Raw genomic sequence first — 20,134 nt, forward strand, 5'->3', positions numbered from 1 at the left:
CACTAATTGGCGATTTTTATCGATTTTATGCAAATAGCATACATTTGTTATGCGCTATCATTTTCCTTGCCGCTAAAAAAAGCGCCCCCTTCCCCAAACCGGGGATAGCGGGCGCTTTATCCTTTTTCTTACAGCTCCTTATTCCTGGGAGCCGCGCTTCTCCTTCAGCCAGCGGGGCGCTCCTTTGTTCTTCTGGTCGGCCTTGCGGGCTACCTTGCCGCCCCGGGCCGGGACTCTCGCCTTCGCTTCCTGCGGCCGCGGACCGGAAGCCTTCTCCCGCCCCCCGGCTGCCGGAGCACCTGCACCGCGGCGGTCGCCATAAGCGGCCTCTGCGCCCTGACGGCTTGCGCCGACAGCCCGGCCGCCCTTCTCCCGGGGCTCCTCCCGGAGCTCCGGGGTGCTGTCGCGGGCCTCTGCCGCCCCTCTTGTGCGGTCAACCACAGGCGCGCGTCCTCCGCGCCCGGACTGTCCGCTTCCCTCCAGCTGGTGGAGCAGCCGTTTGGGCAGCTCCTCCTGCCGGGAGAGCCTGCCCTCGAACAGCACTCTTTTTTCAAAATCGACGCCTAGGCTCTTGGAGAACTTCTCCAAAATAAACAGCTGGTTCGGCGCGCACAGGGACACCGATACCCCTTGCCGTCCCATCCGTCCCGTCCGGCCGGAGCGGTGCACATAATGATCCGCATCCACCGGCAGATCGAAGTGGAACACATGGGTCACCTCGGGAATGTCCAGTCCCCGGGCAGCCACATCCGTAGCCAGCAACAGCTGCAGGCGGCCCTCCCGGAAATCCTTCATCACCTTGGCCCGGTCCTGCTTGCCCGCCTCGCTGTACAGGCCCTCGATGGAAAGACCGGCGTATTGGAGCTTGGCCAGAATTTCCCCGAAGTCACTTACCTGATTGGTAAACACCATGCCGGAGCGGGGCTCCAATGTCTTCACCAGCCTGCGCAGCGTATCGATCCGTTCCCGCTCGGAGGTAACCACGTACAAATGCGTAAGGGTGCTGGCCGTTTTGTGCTCGGGTTCGATCTGGACGGATACAGGGTCGCGCATCCAGCGGTCTGCCAGCTGGCGCACCGGATCGGGAATGGTAGCCGAGAAAAAGCAAAGCTGCCGGTCCCGCATGGCGCTTTTGATCACCGTTTCCACTTCCCGGCCTTCTCCCTGCTCGAAGATATGGTCCGCCTCATCCACAATAATGGTTTTGATATGGTGCATGGACAGCTTCCGCAGCTTGATCAGCTCCAGCACCCGTCCGGGAGTGCCGATGACCACCTGGGGATGAAGCCGCAGGCGGTCAATTTGCCGGCTGATGGAGGCGCCGCCGATCAACAGCTGCACCTCTGCGCCCGTATCCTTGGCGGCCTGCTCCATCACCCGGAAAATCTGCGCCCCCAGCTCGCGGGTAGGCACCAGAATCAGCGCCTGCTGCTTCTTCAGAGCAGGGTCGATCCGCTCCAGCACCGGAAGGGCATAAGCCAGCGTTTTGCCGGAGCCTGTCTGGGATTGGGCAATCAGGTCCCGCCCCTCCAGAATGACAGGGATGGCTTCTTGTTGAATGGGGGTCGGTTCGGTAATATTCATGCTGCGCACATTTTGAATCAAAGCTTTGCGAAGCGGAAGGGCTTCGAAAGTATGAATGGTCATGAAAAAACTCCTTTTGTATCGTAACTATATACTCAAGCTACTGCCCTTAACACTCCCGCAACTGTCTTGAGCGCTGCGGCGCAAACAACACAATTCCCACCTGCGCTAACCATTCGGCCTGGGGCAAGGACCGTGTTAGTTCAGGGTAGCGGACAAGGACCGTCCCTTATCTGTTCCCCTCAGTTTAGCCAGGCTCGTGTTGGTTGGCCGCGGCGCTCCCGAGGCAATCATAACCTTACGCTAAAAAAACAGCGGCATTTCTCCATTATAGGATGCCCCAAGGCCAAAAGTCCAACCATGCGGGCTCCGGGAGAGTCTGACCAGCGGTCAAACTCCTAACGCCTGATCCGCACGCCCTCCCAATTTTCCTTCAGCTTATCACGGACGGCTTCCCGGGCCCGGTAGAGCTTCTGGCGCACCACATTCTCCGTGGTCCCCAGGGCGGCAGCCATTTCCCGGTAGCTCAGGTTGCTGTACCAGCGCATCTCAATAAGCTGGCGGTATTCCGGCTTCAGCAGGCCCAGATATTTGCGGATATCCTCCTTCATCAGGTTTGCTTCCACCTCTTCCTCCAGGGAAGGGCGGACTACCCCGGGAGGGGTCCCGCTGCCGCTGAACACCTCATCCGTTTCCAGCTCGGTCCGGTTGCGCTTCAGCTTCCGCAGGTAATTCAGCGCAACGGAACGCGCCACCATCCGCAGCCAGCCTTCCATCCGCCTGATATCCTGCAATTGGTACGACTTTTCCAGCGTCCGCAAAAAAGACTCCTGGATCACATCCTCCGTCGCCGGATACTCCTGAAGAATAAAGAAAATCACCGGATAAACCAGCTTGTAGTATTCTTTATAAATTTCCTGCTGGGTCGCTTTGGGCAGGGATATGTAATTTGATGTGAACAGCATGGACAGGTATACAGACATGAAAGAACCTCCGATAAGCTGCTGAACGCATATGTCGCTTTAATCCTATATTAGGGGAAGTTGCCCCAGGAAACAACGCAAATTTATCCAAAGGCCCATCTTTGCCCTCCCCCCTGAAAAACCAACGGAAAAAGCGCACCCCCGTTCTCCTTCGGGAATGCGCTTTGTTCAGGTTATTTTTGGTTCAGCCAACGCCCAACCGGGCCATCGGCCAGACGGGGGAAAAGCCGGAGAATTTTCGCGCCCGCGGCCGGAAAAAAGGGCATGTCCACTTCCTTCCGCCCTTTGGCAATGGCCTCCGCCGTCTTGCGGGCCACCTGCTCCGGGCGCAGCATCATCCAGCGAATGTTGTTCACATAATGGCCCTCGGGATCAGCCTGGTCAAAAAAGGGCGTGTCAATCGGCCCGGGATTAATCGCCGTCACCGTAATCCCCGTACCCGCCAGCTCCTGCCGCAGGCTGTCGGTGAAACCCAGCACCGCATGCTTCGACGCGCAGTAGCCGCTTCCTTTGGCCGTCCCGATCTTGCCGGCAAGGGAGGCGATATTCACAATCTGCCCCCTGCCCGCCTTCTGCATATGGGGAAGCACCACCTTGGTGCAGCGGACGGTTCCCATATAGTTCACGTCCATCATCTCTGCAAAATGATCCAGAGGCGCGGCCTCCGCCCTCTCAAAAATTCCAAAGCCGGCATTGTTGATCCACACGTCAATCCGGCCATGCCGGGACATAATCTCCTGCACGGCCCCCTGCACACTCTCGTAAGACGCGATATCCATAGCCGCCCAGGAGGCCCGTTCCCCCAGCCTGGCGGCCAACATGCCCAGCCTTTCCGGGGAACGTCCCGCAAGCACAACATAGGAGCCCCGGCTTGCCAGCTCTGCCGCGAGGACGGAACCAAGACCGCCGGAGGCCCCGGTAATCACCGCTACCGCTCCGTCCAGGGAGATGCCCTTCATTTTATTAATTGTCCCCCCTCTCTAGGAAATCAGTACCTGAATATCCATCTCTCCGATTCCGCCCATAATGAGGGGGATGGTTAAGGCCCGTTTGGCGGTGAAGCCCGCATGGCTGGACGATTGCAAAACCACCGGAGGCGTAATATCCACCTTCACCCCTTGATTAAACAGGATGGTGCTGGCATTGCCGCTGATCATATTGCCCAGCTCGGATATGGCGCTTTTGCTCATATCGTCGATTTCCGTAATGGTGAAGCCGCCCATCATCGCTGAAACCAGCTTCAGCGCCACCGATTCATGAAGACCAAATACAATATCCCCTTGCATTTGTCCGTTAAGCCCAATCTGAATCCATATGTAATTGTCGGCAAGCTTCACATCTTTAATGGCCAGCTCTCCCGTGGTCGGGCGCACGCACACCATCTGCTCCAGCACAATACTGGCAGATTCCAGAAATGGATTTATGTATTCCGCCTTCATTATAGGCCTCCTAACCGCTTCCAGGGATCTTCCGTAAACTTATTTTTTCATTATATACGATATGGCTGGGACTCGTATACTACAAAAAACGCTAATTTTTTCAAATTTCCCTCCCCCATACAAGAAAAAAGCCCCGGTTCAGGAGGTTCCGGGGGGTAAAAATTAAGATTTGGCGCTAATTTCCTGCTCAGCTCTTCATGCCGATCCGGTTGCCGGAGCTGTATCTGGCCAGCCCCTTATAAAAGACAGCAATGGCGCTTATACCCAAGATTGCCGTCACCAGCAGCAGCCCGGCCACAAACCCGCCGTCCGGCATCCGCAAAAGTCCCACAGGCATGTAGCTGATAAAACCGGCGGGAATCACCGTAAACAGCAGGATTCTGCCCATCCCCTTGAAGATATCCGTCGGATAGGTGCTGAAGGTGACAAAGCCGATGAAAAACTGGTAGCCGAGATTTTCGGCATTGCCGATGTAGAAGGCAAGGGATTGGGTGAGGATATGAAAAAAGGTGAAGAGCAGGGTGGAAAACACGGCAGCCAGCATGAATTTTCCGATTCCCGGAAGGGAATGGTCGCCGAACAGCCCGTAGGTAATAAGTCCGAACAGCAGATCCCCCGCCGCCAGCAGGGACATCCGGTTTACCAGCAAATTCAGCAGTACCGGCTTGGGCTGGATCAGATAAGCATCCAGATCTCCCCCCGCCACCAGATTGGCAATGCGCAGGGCGTTCCCGAACAGCACATTGGAAATTCCGTAGCCGGTAGTGCTTACGGCCCACACCATCATTACATCGCTTAGGGACCAGCCGTTCACCAGGGGAAAGCGCTGAAAGTACATGGCCCAGAAAAAGAGAAAAACGGCATTGTTCAGCATCATCATCCCGGCTGTCAGGAAGAAGCTCATCCGGAATTCCATGGCGCCTGCCAGATTCAGCTTCCAGGCTGTCAGGACAAAGCCGTATCTCCGCAGAAAGCCTTTAGCCGCCGTTAACATTGAGCCGCTTCACTCCCTTCCGGTACACCGCATACAGCAACGCGCCGAATAGTCCTATCCAAAGCGCCTGAATGCCCACCATCTGCACCATTCGCAGAGCATCGAACTGGATGGCCATTTTGACGGGAAAATAAATCATGGTCTGAAAGGGCAGAAACCGGCAAATGGTCCGAAACGGCTCCGCAAACAGCTCCAGCGGCAGCAGCATGCCTCCTATGGTGAACAGCAGCTTGTCGTAGACAAATACCAGCCCCTGAATCTCCTCCACCCAAAAAGCGCAGAGCGCCAGCAGCATCCGGATCATGAAGTTCAGCGTCGCCCCTCCGATTAGAACCGGCAGAAAACCAACCCAGCCCCAGCCAAAGTCCGGCAAGCCGAACAGGAAAATGCCCAACGCCCCGCCCACCAGCAGGTTGGAGACAAGCCGCACCGCAAACTCCCCGGCAAATTCCGCATACCGGTAGCCCACATAGCTGACCGGGCGGCAGAGCAGATAGCCGATGCCTCCGGTTTTGACCTCCTCCTCCACGGTCACATGCAGCTTGGGCATGGCCATGGTCAGGGATTCGGAGAAAATCAGATACCAGATCAGCTCATGGTAGCGGTAGCCGCCGATGACGGTTTCCCCCGATCCTTCATAGGTAACGCTCCACAGCTGGGTGAACACATAGAGGATCAGAAGCAGGAAGAGGGTGCGGATAAACAGATCGGCGGCATACATGAGCTGGTTCTTCACCGTTATTTTGCCGATGGCCCCATATTTGCCCCACTTGAACACCGATTGCATAGCTAGCTCCCTCCTAAAAGCGGCGCCGGTTCGGCAGGCCGGCCTGCCAGCTTCTCTGTCCGCTCGTATATCTTGGCGATGATCTCCTCCATGGGCGGGTCTTCAATGGTCACGTCCCCGATTTTGCAGCAGGCCACCAGCTGGCCCAGCACCTCCTCGATGCCGATGAGGGAGGTATCCACATTCAGCTTCAGTCCGTGATCCGTCTGCTTCAGGATGCGCACACCCGGCAGTTGGGGCAGGACGGACGCCTCCCGCAAGCGCAGCTGGATAGTTTTATAGGTCAGATAGTCCCGCTTCATCCGGGCTACCCGCTCATCCAGAATAATCTCGCCGTGGTTGATGACAATGGCCCGTTTGCACAGCTGCTCGATGTCCCCTGCATCATGGGAGGTCAGAAACAGGGTGGTCCCCTCCTCCCGGTTCATCTCCAGAATCAGCTCGCGGATTTTCTGCTTGACGATCACATCCAGCCCAATGGTCGGCTCATCCAAAAATACAACGCGTGGCCGGTGCAGCAGCGCCGCCACAATTTCGCAGCGCATCCGCTCCCCCAGGGAGAGGCGGCGCACGGGTGTGTTCAGGTAAGGCGTAATTTCGAAGCGCTCTGCCAGATCGTCCCGGCGGCGGATAAAGTCGGCTTTGGGCAGCTCGTAGATGCTGCCCAGAAGCTCGAAGGAATCCACCGGCGGCAGATGGTACCACAGCTGGGATTTCTGCCCGAAGACGGAGCCCACCAGAAAACCCAGCCTGCGCCGTTCCTCCCAGGGGCACAGTCCCAGCACCTCCGCCGTACCCGCGGTGGGATGCAGGATGCCGGTAAGCATCTTGATGGTGGTGGACTTGCCTGCGCCGTTGGGTCCCATAAAGGCCAGAATCTCTCCCGCCTCCACCTGGAAATCGATGGGCTTCACCGCCAGCTTCTCCTTGTAGACGGGCCGGAACAGCGCCTCCGCGCTGCCCTTTAGCCCCGCCCGCTTCTCCTTGACCCGAAACGTCTTCTGCAGCCTCTCTACCCTTATCGCCGCCGCCATCAGCCCAAACCTCCTTTTGATATCAAACTGTCTTCAGTTCAACCGTCCAGTGCGGGTGCTTCGGATTCCGTCATTCTTCTCCCCGGCATTGGCCGTGGTTCCGCCCGCCTGCAAACCGCAGATGATCTAACGGCGGTGAGCGTTCTTATTTTGCCGAAAACCGCTGCCTGGAGATTTTAACGGCGGCCACAGCCCTTATTGGAGCCAAAACGGCTCCAAACGGCTCCCCATTTACTAAATAACGGCGCTGGCCGCCGTTAGATTTGGACAAGGGTGTTTTTAGGGCAAATAAGGGCTCCAGCTTCCGTTTGCCCTCCCGCCCCGCCCAACCGAGCCGCAGCCTCCTCCAAATACGCAAAAAAGACCCTGGCAATCCCGTCGAAACGGAACTTGCCGAAGGTCTTTTATCCCTACGGTGTTGCGCATTTGCTATTGCACGCGCCGGCCTCGCTCGGTTCGGCAGCTGCTATCATTTAGCCCCGGCTCCCTAGAAGCCCTTCCAATTATTGTTCCCCATCATAGCACAAGGCCAAGTTGGCTGACAAGAACAATTTACACGCCTTGTTAGATCGCCGCGGTTCAGTTGCGGATCAGGTAATCAAAAGCGCCCAAAGCCGCAGTAGCGCCGGAGCCCATGGAGATGATGATCTGCTTGTAGGCGCTGTTGGTGCAGTCCCCGGCGGCGAAAACCCCGGGAACATTGGTTGCCCCGTGGCGGTCCACCACGATCTCGCCAAAACGGGTGCGCTCCACCGTGCCTTCCAGCCAATCGGTGTTGGGCACCAGGCCGATCTGAACGAATACGCCCTCCAGCTCAATGTGCCGCTCCTCGGCCGTATCCCGCGTGACGTATGTGATTCCGTTCACTTTGCTGTCGCCGGTGATCTCCTTGGTTTGCACGTTTACCAGCACCGTCGCATTGGGCAGGCTGTAGAGCCGTTCCTGGAGCACCAGGTCCGCCTTCAGCTCAGGCATAAACTCCAGCACCGTCACATGCTTCACAACCCCGGCCAGATCGATGGCCGCCTCTATGCCGGAATTGCCGCCGCCGATAACCGCCACATGCTTGCCGGCAAACAGCGGTCCGTCGCAATGGGGGCAATAGGCCACACCCTTGTTCTTGAACTCCGCTTCGCCGGGAACGCCGATATTGCGCCAGCGGGCGCCTGTGGAGAGAATGACGGTTTTGCTTTTCAGCACCGCGCCGCTCTCCAGCTCCACCTCAATGTAATCCTTCTTCTCCAGGCGTTTGGCCCGCTGGGCCTTCATCACATCAATCGGGTATTCACTCACATGCGCTTCCAGACCGGCTGCCAGCTTCGGGCCTTCGGTGTAAGCGACGCTGATGAAGTTTTCGATGCCCATGGTGTCCAGCACCTGGCCGCCGAAGCGTTCGGCGACTATGCCGGTGCGGATGCCCTTGCGGGCCGCATAGATGGCTGCGCTGGCTCCTGCAGGGCCGCCGCCCACCACCAGAACGTCGAAGGGCTCCTTGGCCGCCAGCCGGCCGGCATCCTGCCCGCTGCCCAGTTTGGCGAGGATCTCCTCCAGGGAGGTGCGGCCGCTGTGGAAGAATTCGCCGTTCAGGAACACGGCAGGGACACCCATGATCTCCTTGCTCTCCACTTCATGCTTGAACACGGCGCCGTCAATCATGGTGTGGGTAATGCCCGGATTAAGCACACTCATCACGTTCAGGGCTTGCACCACATCGGGGCAGTTGTGGCAGCTCAGGCTGACATAGGTTTCAAAATGATACTCGCCGCGGAGAGCTTTGATTTGTTGGATCACGCTCTCTTCCACCTTGGGCGCCCTGCCGCTCACCTGCAGGAGTGCAAGCACCAGGGAGGTGAATTCATGGCCCAGCGGAATGCCGGCGAATACAATCCCGCTCTCTCCTCCGCCGGCGCGATTGACGCTGAAGCTGGGCGTTCTGGGCAAGGAGGCTTTCTCCACCGTGATCCGCGGCGACATGCCGGCGATCTCTTGGGCCAGGGCCAGCATCTCGGCGGAGGCGGCATCTGTTCCCGCGCTTACCTGAAGGAGGATATCCCCCTCCAGAAGCTGCAGGTATTGGGCAAGCTGCGCTTTAATATCTGCATCTAAGGCCATATGCTTCAGCCCCTTAAATCTTTCCCACAAGATCCAGGCTGGGCTTCAGGGTTGTGCCGCCCTCCTGCCACTTGGCGGGGCAAACCTCGCCGGGGTGGTTGCGCACATACTGGGCCGCCTTGATTTTGCTTACGACAACACTGGCGTCACGACCGATGCCGCCGGCATTGACTTCAACCGATTGAATCACGCCGTCGGGATCGATGACGAAGGTGCCGCGGTCGGCCAAGCCGGTGGCTTCGCCCAGCACGTCGAAGTTGCGGGAGATGATGTGGGACGGATCGCCGATCATGGTGTAGGTGATTTTGCCGATGGTGTCGGAGGTATCATGCCAGGCCTTGTGGGTGAAATGGGTATCCGTGGAAACGGAATACACCTCAACCCCAAGCCCTTTCAGGGTTTCATATTGATTCTGCAGGTCCTCCAGCTCCGTGGGGCAAACAAAGGTAAAGTCGGCGGGATAAAAACAAACGACGCTCCACTTGCCTTTGAAGTCCGCTTCGGAGACTTCAACAAAATTGCCGTTGCGGTAGGCGGACGCGTTGAACGGGAGCACTTCTTTTCCAATCAGAGACATAGTGTAATTCCCTCCTAAGGTTTAATTGACTCTTTTATTATAGTTTCAAGAAACCTGTGTTATGTGGATAAGGATATCACTGTTTTTCTCCGGAATCATGAAGTTGGGATGAAGATAACATGAAGTTCGGGTGAAGAAACGGGTTCTCCCGCCGTTATCCTTGCTCCTCCAAAAAACGCGCGCCGGCAATTCCCGGAGAGGTCATCTGGTACGGGTCGAGAATTTCCTCCAGCTCCTCCTGCGACAGCAGATGCTTTTCGATGATGATTTCTTTCACTGTACGGCCGGATTTCATGGCTTCCTTGACCAATTGGGCGGCCACCTCATAGCCCAGATGGGGATTCAGGGCGGTAATTACGCCGAAGCTCTGCTCCACATACCGCCGGCAGCTCTCCCGGTTGGCCTCCAGTCCTTCCAGGGCAAATTCCCGGAAGGCATCCAGTCCCCGGGTCATGATCTGCAGGGATTGGAGGAGATTGAAGGCGATAACCGGGCCCATGACATTCAGTTCAAACTGGCCCGCCTCGCAGGCCACGCAGATGGTATGGTCATTGCCCATCACCTGGAAGGCCACCTGGTTCAGCACCTCGGCCATCACCGGGTTTACCTTGCCGGGCATAATGGAGGAGCCGGGCTGCCGCGGCGGCAGCAAAAGCTCATACAGGCCGACCCGGGGGCCGGAGGCCATCAGCCGGATGTCGTTGCAGATTTTGGACAGGTTGACGGCGCATACCTTGAGGGCTGCCGACAGCTCCGTGTAGGCGTCCGTGTTCTGGGTGGCGTCCACCAGATCGGCGGCGGGATGCACCGGGAGTCCCAATTGCTCGGACAGGCATTCCGATACCCGGGCGATATATTCCGGCTTGGCATTCAGTCCTGTGCCCACGGCGGTAGCGCCCATGTTCACCGTCAGGAGCTCCGCTCCCGCCCGGCGGATGCGCTCCCGGTCCCGCTCCAGAACGGCGGCATACGCCGCAAACTCCTGGCCCATGCGGATGGGCACCGCGTCCTGGAGGTGGGTCCGTCCCATTTTGATCACATCGTCAAAGGCTTTGGCCTTCTCCCGAATCTCGGCGGTGGTCCGGTCCATGGCCGCCAGCAGCTCCTGGGACAGCCAGTAGGAGGCGATCCGCAGAGCGGTGGGAATGACGTCATTGGTGGATTGGGACATGTTCACATGGTTATTGGGGCTGCAGTGAAAATATTCTCCCTTCTGCTTGCCCAGGAGCTCCAGGGCCCGGTTGGCCAGAACCTCATTCATGTTCATATTGATGGAGGTGCCTGCGCCTCCCTGGATGGAGTCCACGATAAACTCCCGGTCAAATTTTCCCTCCGCCGCTTCTTCAGCCGCCTGGACAATGGCCTCGCCCACCCGGCGGTTCAGCAGATGGGCTTCCATATTGGCCCGGGCCGCCGCTTTTTTCACCTGTGCCAAAGCCTTGACCAGGGTCCGGTGGACGGGAACGCCGGTGATGGGAAAGTTCTCCACCGCCCGGATGGTCTGGATACCGTAATAGGCATGGGCGGGAACCTGCTTACTCCCAAGAAAATCCTTTTCTGTACGAGTTTCCATAAGGCGTCTCCTCAGGGCTTTCCGCAAGGAAAGCCGGCATCGTAAGCATTTACTGGGCTTTCCGTCGGCAAAGCCGGCATCGTAGTCATAACTTAGCGTTTGTAGCTGTCGGACAAGCCGTAGCCGGTATAATCGCAGAGGCTGCGGAACTCCGGCGGAATCCGGCGGGCCACGCCTGTATCAATGGCTGCGGTAATGACGGCGGTGCGGACGGAATCCACCACCTTGTCATTAAAAATGCTGGGGATGATATAGTTTTCGTTCACTTCATCATCGGAAATCACAGAGGCAATGGCGCGGGAGGCGGCCAGCTTCATCTCTTCGTTGATGAGGCGCGCCCGGCAATCCAGCGCTCCCCGGAAGATGCCGGGGAAACAAAGCACATTGTTGATCTGGTTGGGATAGTCGCTGCGGCCTGTGGCCAGCACCCGCACATGGGGCTCGGCCAGCTCGGGATCAATCTCCGGCTCGGGATTGGCCATGGCGAAGACAATCCGGTCCTCGGCCATACGGAGCAGATCCTCTATCTTCAGCACCCCGGGGCCCGATACCCCGATGAATACATCGGCGCCGTCAATTACCTCGGACAGCCCGCCGGACTGCCGTTCGGGATTGGTCCGTTCGGCCAGCCAGTTCCACATCTCGTTGGCATAGGTCCGGTCCGCCGTAATGGCTCCCTCCCGGTCTACGGCCACCAGATTCTTGACACCAGCCGCCAGCAGCATTTTGCAGCAGGATACTCCTGCCGCCCCGGCGCCTACCACCACTACGCGGATGGAGCCGATCTCCTTGCTCGTCACCTTCAGGGCATTAAGCAGCCCGGCCATCATGACCACGGCGGTGCCGTGCTGGTCATCGTGGAATACGGGAATGTCCAGCTCCTCCGTCAGCCTGCGCTCGATTTCAAAGCAGCGGGGAGCGCTGATATCCTCCAGATTAATGCCGCCGAAGCCGGGAGACATGGCCTTGATGGTGCGGATGATTTCCTCCGTGTCCTTGGTATCGAGGCAAATGGGGAAGGCGTCCACATCCGCCAGCTGCTTGAACAGCATGGCCTTGCCCTCCATCACCGGCATGGCCGCATGGGGGCCGATATCCCCCAGGCCCAGGACGGCGGTTCCGTCTGAAACCACCGCCACCGTATTACGCTTGATGGTCAGCGCAAACGCCTCCCGCGGCTTGTTATGGATGGCCATACAAACCCGGGCCACGCCGGGGGTGTACACCCGGGACAGGTCCTCGCGGTTTTTGATGGGCATGGTGGGTTCGACGCGGATTTTGCCCCCGAGATGGACCAGGAAGGTGCGGTCGGACACATGCAGTACGGAGACGCCGTTCAGGTCCTCCAGGGCATCCAATACCTCCTGGTAGGCCGCCACCGGGATATTCACTGTAATGTCCCGGGTGGATTTTTCCTTGCTGGAGCGGATGACGTCGATGGCCACCAAATCCCCGCCCAGGGAGCTTACGGTGGATACCACACTGCTGAAGCCCACTCCGTGTTTTTCCATTTCAATCCGTATAATTATGCTTGTCGTTGCAGCCAAAAGAATCCATCCTCCGATTAAACCGTTTTATAACCGTCTCCAGTATACTTCCACTGCTGCGCCATTTCCAGCCAATGGTCAAAAAATAATCCCCCCCAATTAAAAAGCGCAGCACACTGCATTTTCGTAAAAAACGGATCATCACATTTTAAGCTGATTTTTATCCTGCTTTAAGCTTGTTTTCAGGTTCGGGGGGTATCCTGTTCATACTCCCTTTCTTTATATACTGTACTTTTTTCCCCGGCATCTGGACGGGGAGTTTTTTTTTGCTGTCCAGCTATCCGGACCGACGATCCTCTATTTTGCCTATTTACCCCCATTTGGACTTTTGACGGACACACCATCCTTTATTTTGTTTATTGGAGCTCATTTCCCACTTTTTCTGCCCTCATAACGTCCCCTCTGTCCGCACAAATGAAAAAGAAGCCCTTTCCGGCTCCTTAAGGGAACCTGTGTCCGGCTAGCCTCTTCCGGCATTCCCTACACTCTGCGTTTTTTCGCATAACACAAGACGTTCCCGCAAAAAGTAAGGCAGGACCGGGCGCAAACGCAAAAAAACACCCGCCGCCCCTCAAGGCGCCCAGGTGTTGCTGTTCATGGGAAGACATGGTACAATGATAGTTGCACCATATACATATAAATAAAAATAAGAAAAACCAAATTTTGATTTTCCTAATCACATTGTAGCAGAAAAAAAACAGTCCGTCAAACTGAATTTTCGGCCTCCTCTCATACAATGAAGAGCCGCCTTTTTTCAGGAAAATGCTGTGTACTGCACTTTTTAATTCGGGAGCTCCCCCAAAAGTACCCGGATTCCGCTTCAAAGCATCTCGTCACTTTTGGGAGACTGTTTCATTATCCAATTGACACGGAGGTACACCCATGAGCACAAACCCTGAAGCTCAAAAAGCTGAGGAAATCCGCCTTGCTCTCACGCTGCGGGAAATCGATGCCCAACTGCTCAAAAATCAGAGCGTATCCGACGACCGCAGGGACGATGTGATAGAGGTCCGCAAGATGATCTGGGAGGAAATGCGCCAGGACAACGCCAACTGGGCGTTTAAATTTGAGGCGGCCGGGGACGTGGTGATGAACTCCCTGGAGCTGGCCCGGATCGAACGGGGCTATCTGAGCGCCCAGGCCGCCGCCCGCAAGCTGCGGCTTTTGCGGAGCACTCCTTATTTTGCCCGGATCGATTTTCAGGAGGAGGGAGCCCCGGCAGGGCAAGAGCCTGAGCAAATCTACATCGGCCTCTCCTCCCTGCTCGACGACCGTACTCTGGAGCCCATTGTGTACGACTGGCGGTCGCCGATTGCCAGCATGTATTACGATTATACTCTGGGCTCCGCCCGTTACCCTACTGACGAAGGTTATGTGAACGGGGAAATTCTGCTGAAGCGCCAGTTCAAAATCCTAAACGGCAAGCTCCAGCTGATGTTCGACTCCGGCATCCGGATCGGGGATGACATGCTGCAGTTTATGCTGGGCAAATCCTCCGACGACAAGATGAAGAGCATTGTCACCACAATTCAAAGCGAGCAAAACCAAGCCATCCGCTACGAGGAGCACCCTGTTCTGATCGTCCAGGGGTCGGCAGGCAGCGGCAAAACCTCCATTGCCCTGCAGCGTGTGGCATACCTGCTCTACAAATACCGCAAAAGCATCCAGGCGGATCAGATGATCCTCTTTTCCCCCAATCCCATGTTCAGCGACTATATCTCCAATGTGCTGCCGGAGCTGGGCGAGGACAATATGCGGCAAACCACCTTCCAGGATTTCGCCCTTCACCGCTTGTCCGGATTCATCCAGCCGGAGGACCGCTACACCCAGATGGAGGCCATGCTTACGGGAACTCCCGGAGAGCCGGGTTATGACGCCAAGGCGGCGGGAACTGCCTACAAGTCCTCCCAGGCCTTCCTCCAGGTGATCCGCAATTATCTGGCCCTGCTGGAGGAGGAGGGGTTGGCCTTCGATGCCGTTCCTTACGGCGAGCAGGTCTGGAAGAACGAGGAGGCATTGTCTGCGCTGTTCTACGGCGAGTTCCGACGCCACCGGATGGATGTCCGGCTGGAACGGATGGGCGAGCTGCTGCTGGGGGAGATTCCCGAGCTGGAGGAGCGGCAGTCCCGCAAGCTGTATAAAACCATGCTGCGCCACCCCAAATATCTCGGTACGGAAGATGAGCTGAAGCAGCAAAGCCGCAAGCATGTCCGCAGCAAAACCACTGCCATGAAATCCTTCATCAGGCGGCTCCAGTTCGTCAACCCGCTGCGCACGTACCGGCAGCTGTTTGCCGACCAGGGGCTGTTCCGCCGCGTTGCCGCCGGCACACCGGAAATACCTGCGCCGGAGGTATGGCAGGATATCTGCGCCTACACGCTGGAGCAGCTGGACCGGGGAATCGCCCCGCATGAGGACGTGCCTCCCCTTCTGTTTTTGCTGGAGAGCGTCACCGGCTGGAACAGCTTCAACAGTATCCGCCATGTGATTCTGGACGAAGCCCAGGATTATTCGCCGTTTCAATATGAGATCATCCGCCGCCTGTTCCCGCGGAGCAAGCTGACGCTCTTGGGGGACCTGAACCAGGCTATTACCCCCAACATGCGGATTGAGTCCTACGGCTTTGTGGAGGAACTCTACGGCAAGGAGCAGACCGGTATTCTCCGCCTCTCCAAAAGCTACCGCTCCACTGCGGAGATTGTGGAGTTCACCAAGGCGCTGCTGCCTGACGGCGAGGCCATTGAGGCCTTTAGCCGCAGCGGGGAGAAGCCTCAGTTGGTTAAGCTTGAGGCGGAGCCGGAGGCCAAGGCCCGGCAGGTGGCCTCGATGATCCAAAGGCTGCGGGACGGCGGCTCCCCTTCCGTGGCCGTCATCTGCCGGACAGCGGCGGAAGCCCAAGCCGCCTACGAAGCGCTGCAAAGGGCAGGCGCTCCCCGCCACCTTCATCTGGTCACCCGGGAGGAAACCAGCTTCCGCAATACGCTGGTGGTGATTCCGGTTTACCTGGCCAAGGGGCTGGAATTCGATTCCGTGATTATCTGGGATGGAGGCGCCTCGGTTTACAGCCGGGAGGAGGAACGCAAGCTGTTCTACACCGCCTGCACCCGGGCGATGAACGTTCTGTATGTAGGCTATTCGGGAGAAAAAAGCCGCTTTTTGGAGCTGGCGGATCGCTCGCTGTATGAAGAGCTGCCGGCCGACCTTTTGTGGGGACAACCTGCCGATGCAGTCTCGCCGACAGGAGGGTGACAGGCATGCCCGGATTTATCATCGACCTGGACGGAACCATGTACGCGGGACGAAATCCCATTCTCTATGCGGGTGAATTCATCCGCGCCATCCGCGATGAAGGCTGGCCTTATCTGTTTCTGACCAATAACTCTACCGTGTACCCCGGGGAAGTGGCGGCGCTCCTGGAGGAGCTTACCGGCGTTCCCGTGGCCAAGGAGGAGGTATTCACCTCCGCCATGGCGGCTGCCCGGTATATCGGCTTGCACGGACAAGGGAACAGGGTGCTGTGCATCGGGGAGCAGGCGTTGCAGGAAACGTTGGCGGAAGCGGGTTTTCTGCTTACGGCGGAAGCGCCGGATTATGTGGTGCAGGGCATTGACCGGGAGTTCACATACGCCAAGCTGGCCCAGGCGGTAAGCGCCATCCGGGACGGGGCAGTCTACATCCAGACCAATCCGGACCATCTTCTCCCCAAGGAAAATGGCCCCATCCCCGGCTCCGGAGCCATCGGCGCAGCCATCCGCACCGCCTCGGAGACAGACCCGGTGGTGATTGGCAAACCCTCCCCCATCATCAGCCGGTACGGGATTGAGCTATTGGGGCTGCCGCCGGAGGAAATCTGGATGGTAGGCGACAATCTGCGCACCGATATCGCCGCAGGCGCCGCGGCTGGCACCCGCACCGCGCTGGTGCTGACCGGCCTGTCCAAGCCTCATAATTATGAGGCCCTGATTGAATCGAGCGGCATCAGACCGGATGTGAGCCTCCATCATCTGATGGATTTTTACCGGTGGCTGAAGGACCGGGAGCAGAGCCCGGGATAGAATAGAACCGGCATAAGATATTCTTAAGATTTGCCCGTAGGCCCTGTTAAGATTTTGCAGCTACAATGAAAATGATATGTTTTGCCTGCTATCCCGACTCTTCTGCGAAAAGTCTCAGCTTATGCTTAAGGAGTGAACCCCATGCCCTCCGAAACGATCCTTGTGGTGGATGACGAAAAGGACATCCTTGATCTCTTGGAGATTTATCTGACCAACGACGGCTATAACATTCTGAAAGCCTCCGACGGCCTGGAGGCCCTGGAGGTTGTGTCCAAGCAGGTGGTGGATCTGGTCATCCTCGATGTGATGATGCCCAAGCTGGACGGCATCCAGACCTGCCTGAAAATCCGCGAGCAGCGCAATATGCCCATCATCATGCTGTCCGCCAAAAGCCAGGACATGGACAAGATTATGGGCCTCTCCACCGGCGCCGACGATTATATGTCCAAGCCCTTCAACCCACTTGAGCTCATGGCCCGGGTCAAGTCCCAGCTCAGGCGCTACACCCGGCTCAATGTGCCCAATGCCCGGAAGGAAAATGAAATCGAAATTGACGATCTGATCATCAACACCACTACCCACGAGGTGAAGGTGGATGGCCGGGACGTGAAGCTGACCCCGCGGGAATTTGCCATTCTGGACCTGCTGGCCCGCAACCGGGGAATGGTGTTCAGCATTGAGCGGATCTATGAATCCGTATGGGGCGAGGCCTTCTTCGAATCGGACAACACGGTGATGGTCCATATCCGCAAAATCCGCGAAAAAACGGAAGAAAACCCGCGTCAGCCCAAATATATCAAAACCGTTTGGGGGGTCGGCTACAAAATTGAAGCTTAAACCGGGGATACGCAAGCTTCTTTTCTGGAACCGTCTGGAGCAGCTGGCCGGCGTCTGCCGCAGAGTTGCCGAAACCGCCCGCCTCAGCATTATCCGCAGCATCCGGCTGCAGCTGATGTTCACCTTCGTGCTTTGCCTGTCCGCCGCCGCCCTTGTTTATGCGGCGGTGAATGTTTTCTTCGGGGAGCTGAACCGTTCTCCCGTGCTGGATTACCAATACGGCATCGAAAAAATCGACGATCAGGCCCGTGCCATCGCCTCCTACCTCAAAACCCCGGATGTCAGCTACCAGGGGATTACCGACTACATTACCCGCAATGCGGGCTTTTCCGGCAACAAGGTGCTTTTAACAGACCTGGAGGGAAAGGTCTTCTTCAAAACGCCTGATGCCACTGAAACCCAAGTGGATATTCACAGCATCATATCCAAAGCGATGGAGCGGCGCTATACCAGCACCCCCATTCAGGAGTTCACCAGCTTTTACCCCGTCGATCTTAAGGACCAGCCGGCTTATCTGATTGTAAGCGGCGTTCCCCAGCCCAGCATCTCCTACAAAAGAGGGTCGAGTCCCTTTACCCTGATGACAGCCATTGCCGCCTTTATCTTCCTTTTCTATTGGCTGACCAAACGGAAAATGGACTATATCGAGGAGCTGGCCCGGGGCCTGCAGGAAATTTCCAAGGGCAATCTCCAGTTCCGCGTCCCCCTGCGCTCCAAGGATGAGCTGGCATCCCTTGCCTCCAGCATCAACCGGATGACCGGGGCCCTGCAGGCCACCATGGAGGAGGAACGCCGGGCGGAACGGACCAAGAACGAGCTGATCACCAACATCTCCCACGATCTGCGGACGCCGCTGACGCTGATTATGGGATATTTGCGGCTTCTGAAGGATCGCCACTTTGAAGATGAAGCCCAGGCCCATAATTACGCCCAAATTGCCTACAGCAAATCGGAAAAACTGAAGGTGCTGATCGACGATTTATTCGAATACACCAAGCTTTCCAACCAGATTGTCAATATGAACCTGGAACGGGTCTGCCTGAATGAGCTCCTGGAGCAGCTGACGGAGGAGCTGGTTACCTACGCGGAGGAAAACTCGCTGGTTCTGGTGAAGGACATACTGCCGGAGAGGCTTTATGCGGAGATTGATGCGGCCCAAATGATCCGGGTGGCGGAGAATCTTCTGGTCAACGCCATCAAGTACAGCTCCAAACCCGGCGTGGTAACCGTGAAGATGGACCGGGCCAACGACCAAGCCCGGGTTTGCATTATCAACCGCGGCACTCCCATTCCGGAGGAGGAGCTTCACCGGGTATTCGACCGCTTCTACCGGGTGGATACCTCCCGCACCTCCGCAGGAGGCGGATCAGGCTTGGGGCTGGCCATTGCCAAAAGCATTGTGGAAGCCCACTCCGGGGAAATCTGGGCGGAATGCGAGGGCGATGAAATCCGCTTTTGCGTCCTGATTCCGTTGAATAGACATTCCAGCCGCCTCTAAACCCTCCTCAGGAGGGTTATTTATTTTTCCGAAAGTTATAATTGCTTCCAGAGTTTGAATCGCATATAATAGGAACATTGAGAAAATTATTTTATATACGTGATTATTTCCATAAATTAATTTTTATTTCCGGTCAGCCGCCGGAACGTCGCAGCGTATGTCCAGGAGGGCCCGTTCATGAATATGAATCAATTGGAAACCTTTATTACCATCTCCAAAACCATGAGCTTCCGCAAGGCGGGAGAGATCCTTAATCTGACCCAACCCGCCGTATCCGCCCAGATCAAAAGTCTGGAGGATGAGTATCAAAGCGTGCTGATTGACCGCAATCAGCCCGTTACCCTTACGGACAGCGGACGTGTTTTTTTGGAGCATGCCATGAAAATTGTCCGTACCGTGGAAGAGCTGAAGCAGCGCCTGGCCGACCTGGAGAATACGCCTCAGGGCCATATTCACCTGGGGACCACCACCTCCATCGCCATGCAGACGCTGCCGAGGGTCCTTTCCTATTTTCAGAACCAATTTCCGCTGATCAAAATTACCATTCAATCCATGCCCTCCTCCCAGATTATGACCAGTGTGGAGAATGGAAACGTGGATATTGGAATTGCCTACCTGTTTGAAAAGAATCCGTATCTGGAGTCCTCCATCCTCTATTACGATACCTTCGAGCTGGTGGTGTCTCCGGACCACCCGCTGGCTTCGCATGAGCATGCGACTATTGAGGAGCTGCGCCATATTCCGCTGGTTATGCTTTCCCAAGACACGGCGGGGCGGCGTTTTGTAGACCAGCTGTTCAAGAAGCTGGACATTGTGCCGCAGACGGTGATGGAGCTGGCCAGCAGCGAGGAGGTCAAGCGGATGGTGGAGATGAACATGGGCGCCGCCATTATTTCCAGACTGTCCATTGCCAAGGAGGTTCGCCTGGGTACGCTCAAGATGATTAAGGTGAATGAATTGGAGATTAGCCACCCGGTTGGGGTAGTATATAAATCAGGGCGCTATCTCAGCTCTGCCATGCAGCAATTCCTGAGCGATCTGAAGGGAATGCCGCAGGACCAGTTCCTTGGTTCGGAATAAGGCGGGCGCCCATTTACCTCGGAGAGTCAAAGGA

Annotated in this window: 16 protein-coding genes; 5 read left to right on the plus strand and 11 right to left on the minus strand. The window is 56.9% G+C overall.

What is annotated here, in order from left to right:
* Nucleotides 1-138: 138 nt before the first annotated feature.
* The 11 genes from DQG13_RS06130 to DQG13_RS06180 all read right to left on the minus strand — a co-directional run bounded on the left by DQG13_RS06130 (nucleotide 139) and on the right by DQG13_RS06180 (nucleotide 12,594).
* Complete coding sequence (locus tag DQG13_RS06130; RefSeq protein WP_113018867.1) at nucleotides 139-1,647, minus strand: DEAD/DEAH box helicase; 1,509 nt, start codon at nucleotides 1,645-1,647, stop codon at nucleotides 139-141.
* Nucleotides 1,648-1,982: 335 nt separating this feature from the next.
* Nucleotides 1,983-2,567 (minus strand): RNA polymerase sigma factor, encoded by a 585-nt coding sequence (locus DQG13_RS06135; RefSeq protein ID WP_113018868.1) that lies wholly within the window; start codon nucleotides 2,565-2,567, stop codon nucleotides 1,983-1,985.
* A 173-nt stretch (nucleotides 2,568-2,740) separates the two neighbouring features.
* On the minus strand, nucleotides 2,741-3,526 hold the full coding sequence (locus DQG13_RS06140) for an SDR family NAD(P)-dependent oxidoreductase (RefSeq protein ID WP_181592610.1): 786 nt from the start codon (nucleotides 3,524-3,526) through the stop codon (nucleotides 2,741-2,743).
* Between the two features lie 21 nt (nucleotides 3,527-3,547).
* Complete coding sequence (locus tag DQG13_RS06145) at nucleotides 3,548-4,006, minus strand: chemotaxis protein CheX (RefSeq protein ID WP_113018869.1); 459 nt, start codon at nucleotides 4,004-4,006, stop codon at nucleotides 3,548-3,550.
* Nucleotides 4,007-4,193: 187 nt separating this feature from the next.
* Complete coding sequence (locus tag DQG13_RS06150) at nucleotides 4,194-5,000, minus strand: ABC transporter permease (protein WP_113018870.1); 807 nt, start codon at nucleotides 4,998-5,000, stop codon at nucleotides 4,194-4,196.
* The gene (locus DQG13_RS06155) at nucleotides 4,984-5,787 is read right to left on the minus strand and encodes an ABC transporter permease (RefSeq protein ID WP_113018871.1); all 804 of its coding nucleotides are present in this window, start codon (nucleotides 5,785-5,787) and stop codon (nucleotides 4,984-4,986) included. The genes DQG13_RS06150 and DQG13_RS06155 overlap by 17 nt, the downstream gene beginning before the upstream one ends.
* Nucleotides 5,788-5,789: 2 nt before the next feature.
* On the minus strand, nucleotides 5,790-6,821 hold the full coding sequence (locus DQG13_RS06160; protein WP_113018872.1) for an ABC transporter ATP-binding protein: 1,032 nt from the start codon (nucleotides 6,819-6,821) through the stop codon (nucleotides 5,790-5,792).
* Nucleotides 6,822-7,400: 579 nt separating this feature from the next.
* Nucleotides 7,401-8,933 carry an alkyl hydroperoxide reductase subunit F gene (gene ahpF / locus DQG13_RS06165; protein WP_113019014.1) on the minus strand — a complete coding sequence of 511 codons (1,533 nt, stop codon included), beginning with the start codon at nucleotides 8,931-8,933 and terminating at the stop codon, nucleotides 7,401-7,403.
* Between the two features lie 13 nt (nucleotides 8,934-8,946).
* On the minus strand, nucleotides 8,947-9,510 hold the full coding sequence (gene ahpC / locus DQG13_RS06170) for an alkyl hydroperoxide reductase subunit C (RefSeq protein WP_113018873.1): 564 nt from the start codon (nucleotides 9,508-9,510) through the stop codon (nucleotides 8,947-8,949).
* Between the two features lie 154 nt (nucleotides 9,511-9,664).
* Entirely contained in the window at nucleotides 9,665-11,083 is a 1,419-nt protein-coding gene (locus DQG13_RS06175) for an aspartate ammonia-lyase (protein ID WP_113018874.1), read from the minus strand.
* A gap of 92 nt (nucleotides 11,084-11,175) precedes the next feature.
* Nucleotides 11,176-12,594: an NAD-dependent malic enzyme gene (locus tag DQG13_RS06180; protein ID WP_113019015.1), complete on the minus strand. Its 1,419-nt coding sequence runs from the start codon at nucleotides 12,592-12,594 to the stop codon at nucleotides 11,176-11,178.
* A gap of 918 nt (nucleotides 12,595-13,512) precedes the next feature.
* Between DQG13_RS06180 and helD the strand changes: the two genes are divergently transcribed.
* The 5 genes from helD to DQG13_RS06205 all read left to right on the plus strand — a co-directional run bounded on the left by helD (nucleotide 13,513) and on the right by DQG13_RS06205 (nucleotide 20,100).
* Entirely contained in the window at nucleotides 13,513-15,879 is a 2,367-nt protein-coding gene (gene helD / locus DQG13_RS06185) for an RNA polymerase recycling motor HelD (RefSeq protein WP_113018875.1), read from the plus strand.
* A gap of 5 nt (nucleotides 15,880-15,884) precedes the next feature.
* Nucleotides 15,885-16,685 carry an HAD-IIA family hydrolase gene (locus tag DQG13_RS06190; RefSeq protein ID WP_113018876.1) on the plus strand — a complete coding sequence of 267 codons (801 nt, stop codon included), beginning with the start codon at nucleotides 15,885-15,887 and terminating at the stop codon, nucleotides 16,683-16,685.
* A 141-nt stretch (nucleotides 16,686-16,826) separates the two neighbouring features.
* Nucleotides 16,827-17,522: a response regulator transcription factor gene (locus DQG13_RS06195; RefSeq protein WP_113018877.1), complete on the plus strand. Its 696-nt coding sequence runs from the start codon at nucleotides 16,827-16,829 to the stop codon at nucleotides 17,520-17,522.
* Nucleotides 17,512-19,020 carry a HAMP domain-containing sensor histidine kinase gene (locus tag DQG13_RS06200; RefSeq protein WP_258525487.1) on the plus strand — a complete coding sequence of 503 codons (1,509 nt, stop codon included), beginning with the start codon at nucleotides 17,512-17,514 and terminating at the stop codon, nucleotides 19,018-19,020. Before DQG13_RS06195 ends, DQG13_RS06200 begins: the two co-directional genes overlap by 11 nt.
* A 177-nt stretch (nucleotides 19,021-19,197) precedes the next feature.
* Nucleotides 19,198-20,100 carry a LysR family transcriptional regulator gene (locus tag DQG13_RS06205; protein ID WP_113018879.1) on the plus strand — a complete coding sequence of 301 codons (903 nt, stop codon included), beginning with the start codon at nucleotides 19,198-19,200 and terminating at the stop codon, nucleotides 20,098-20,100.
* Nucleotides 20,101-20,134 lie beyond the last annotated feature (34 nt).

The organism is Paenibacillus sp. YN15, from assembly GCF_003285005.1.
Classification (GTDB): Bacteria; Bacillota; Bacilli; order Paenibacillales; family NBRC-103111; genus Paenibacillus_AR.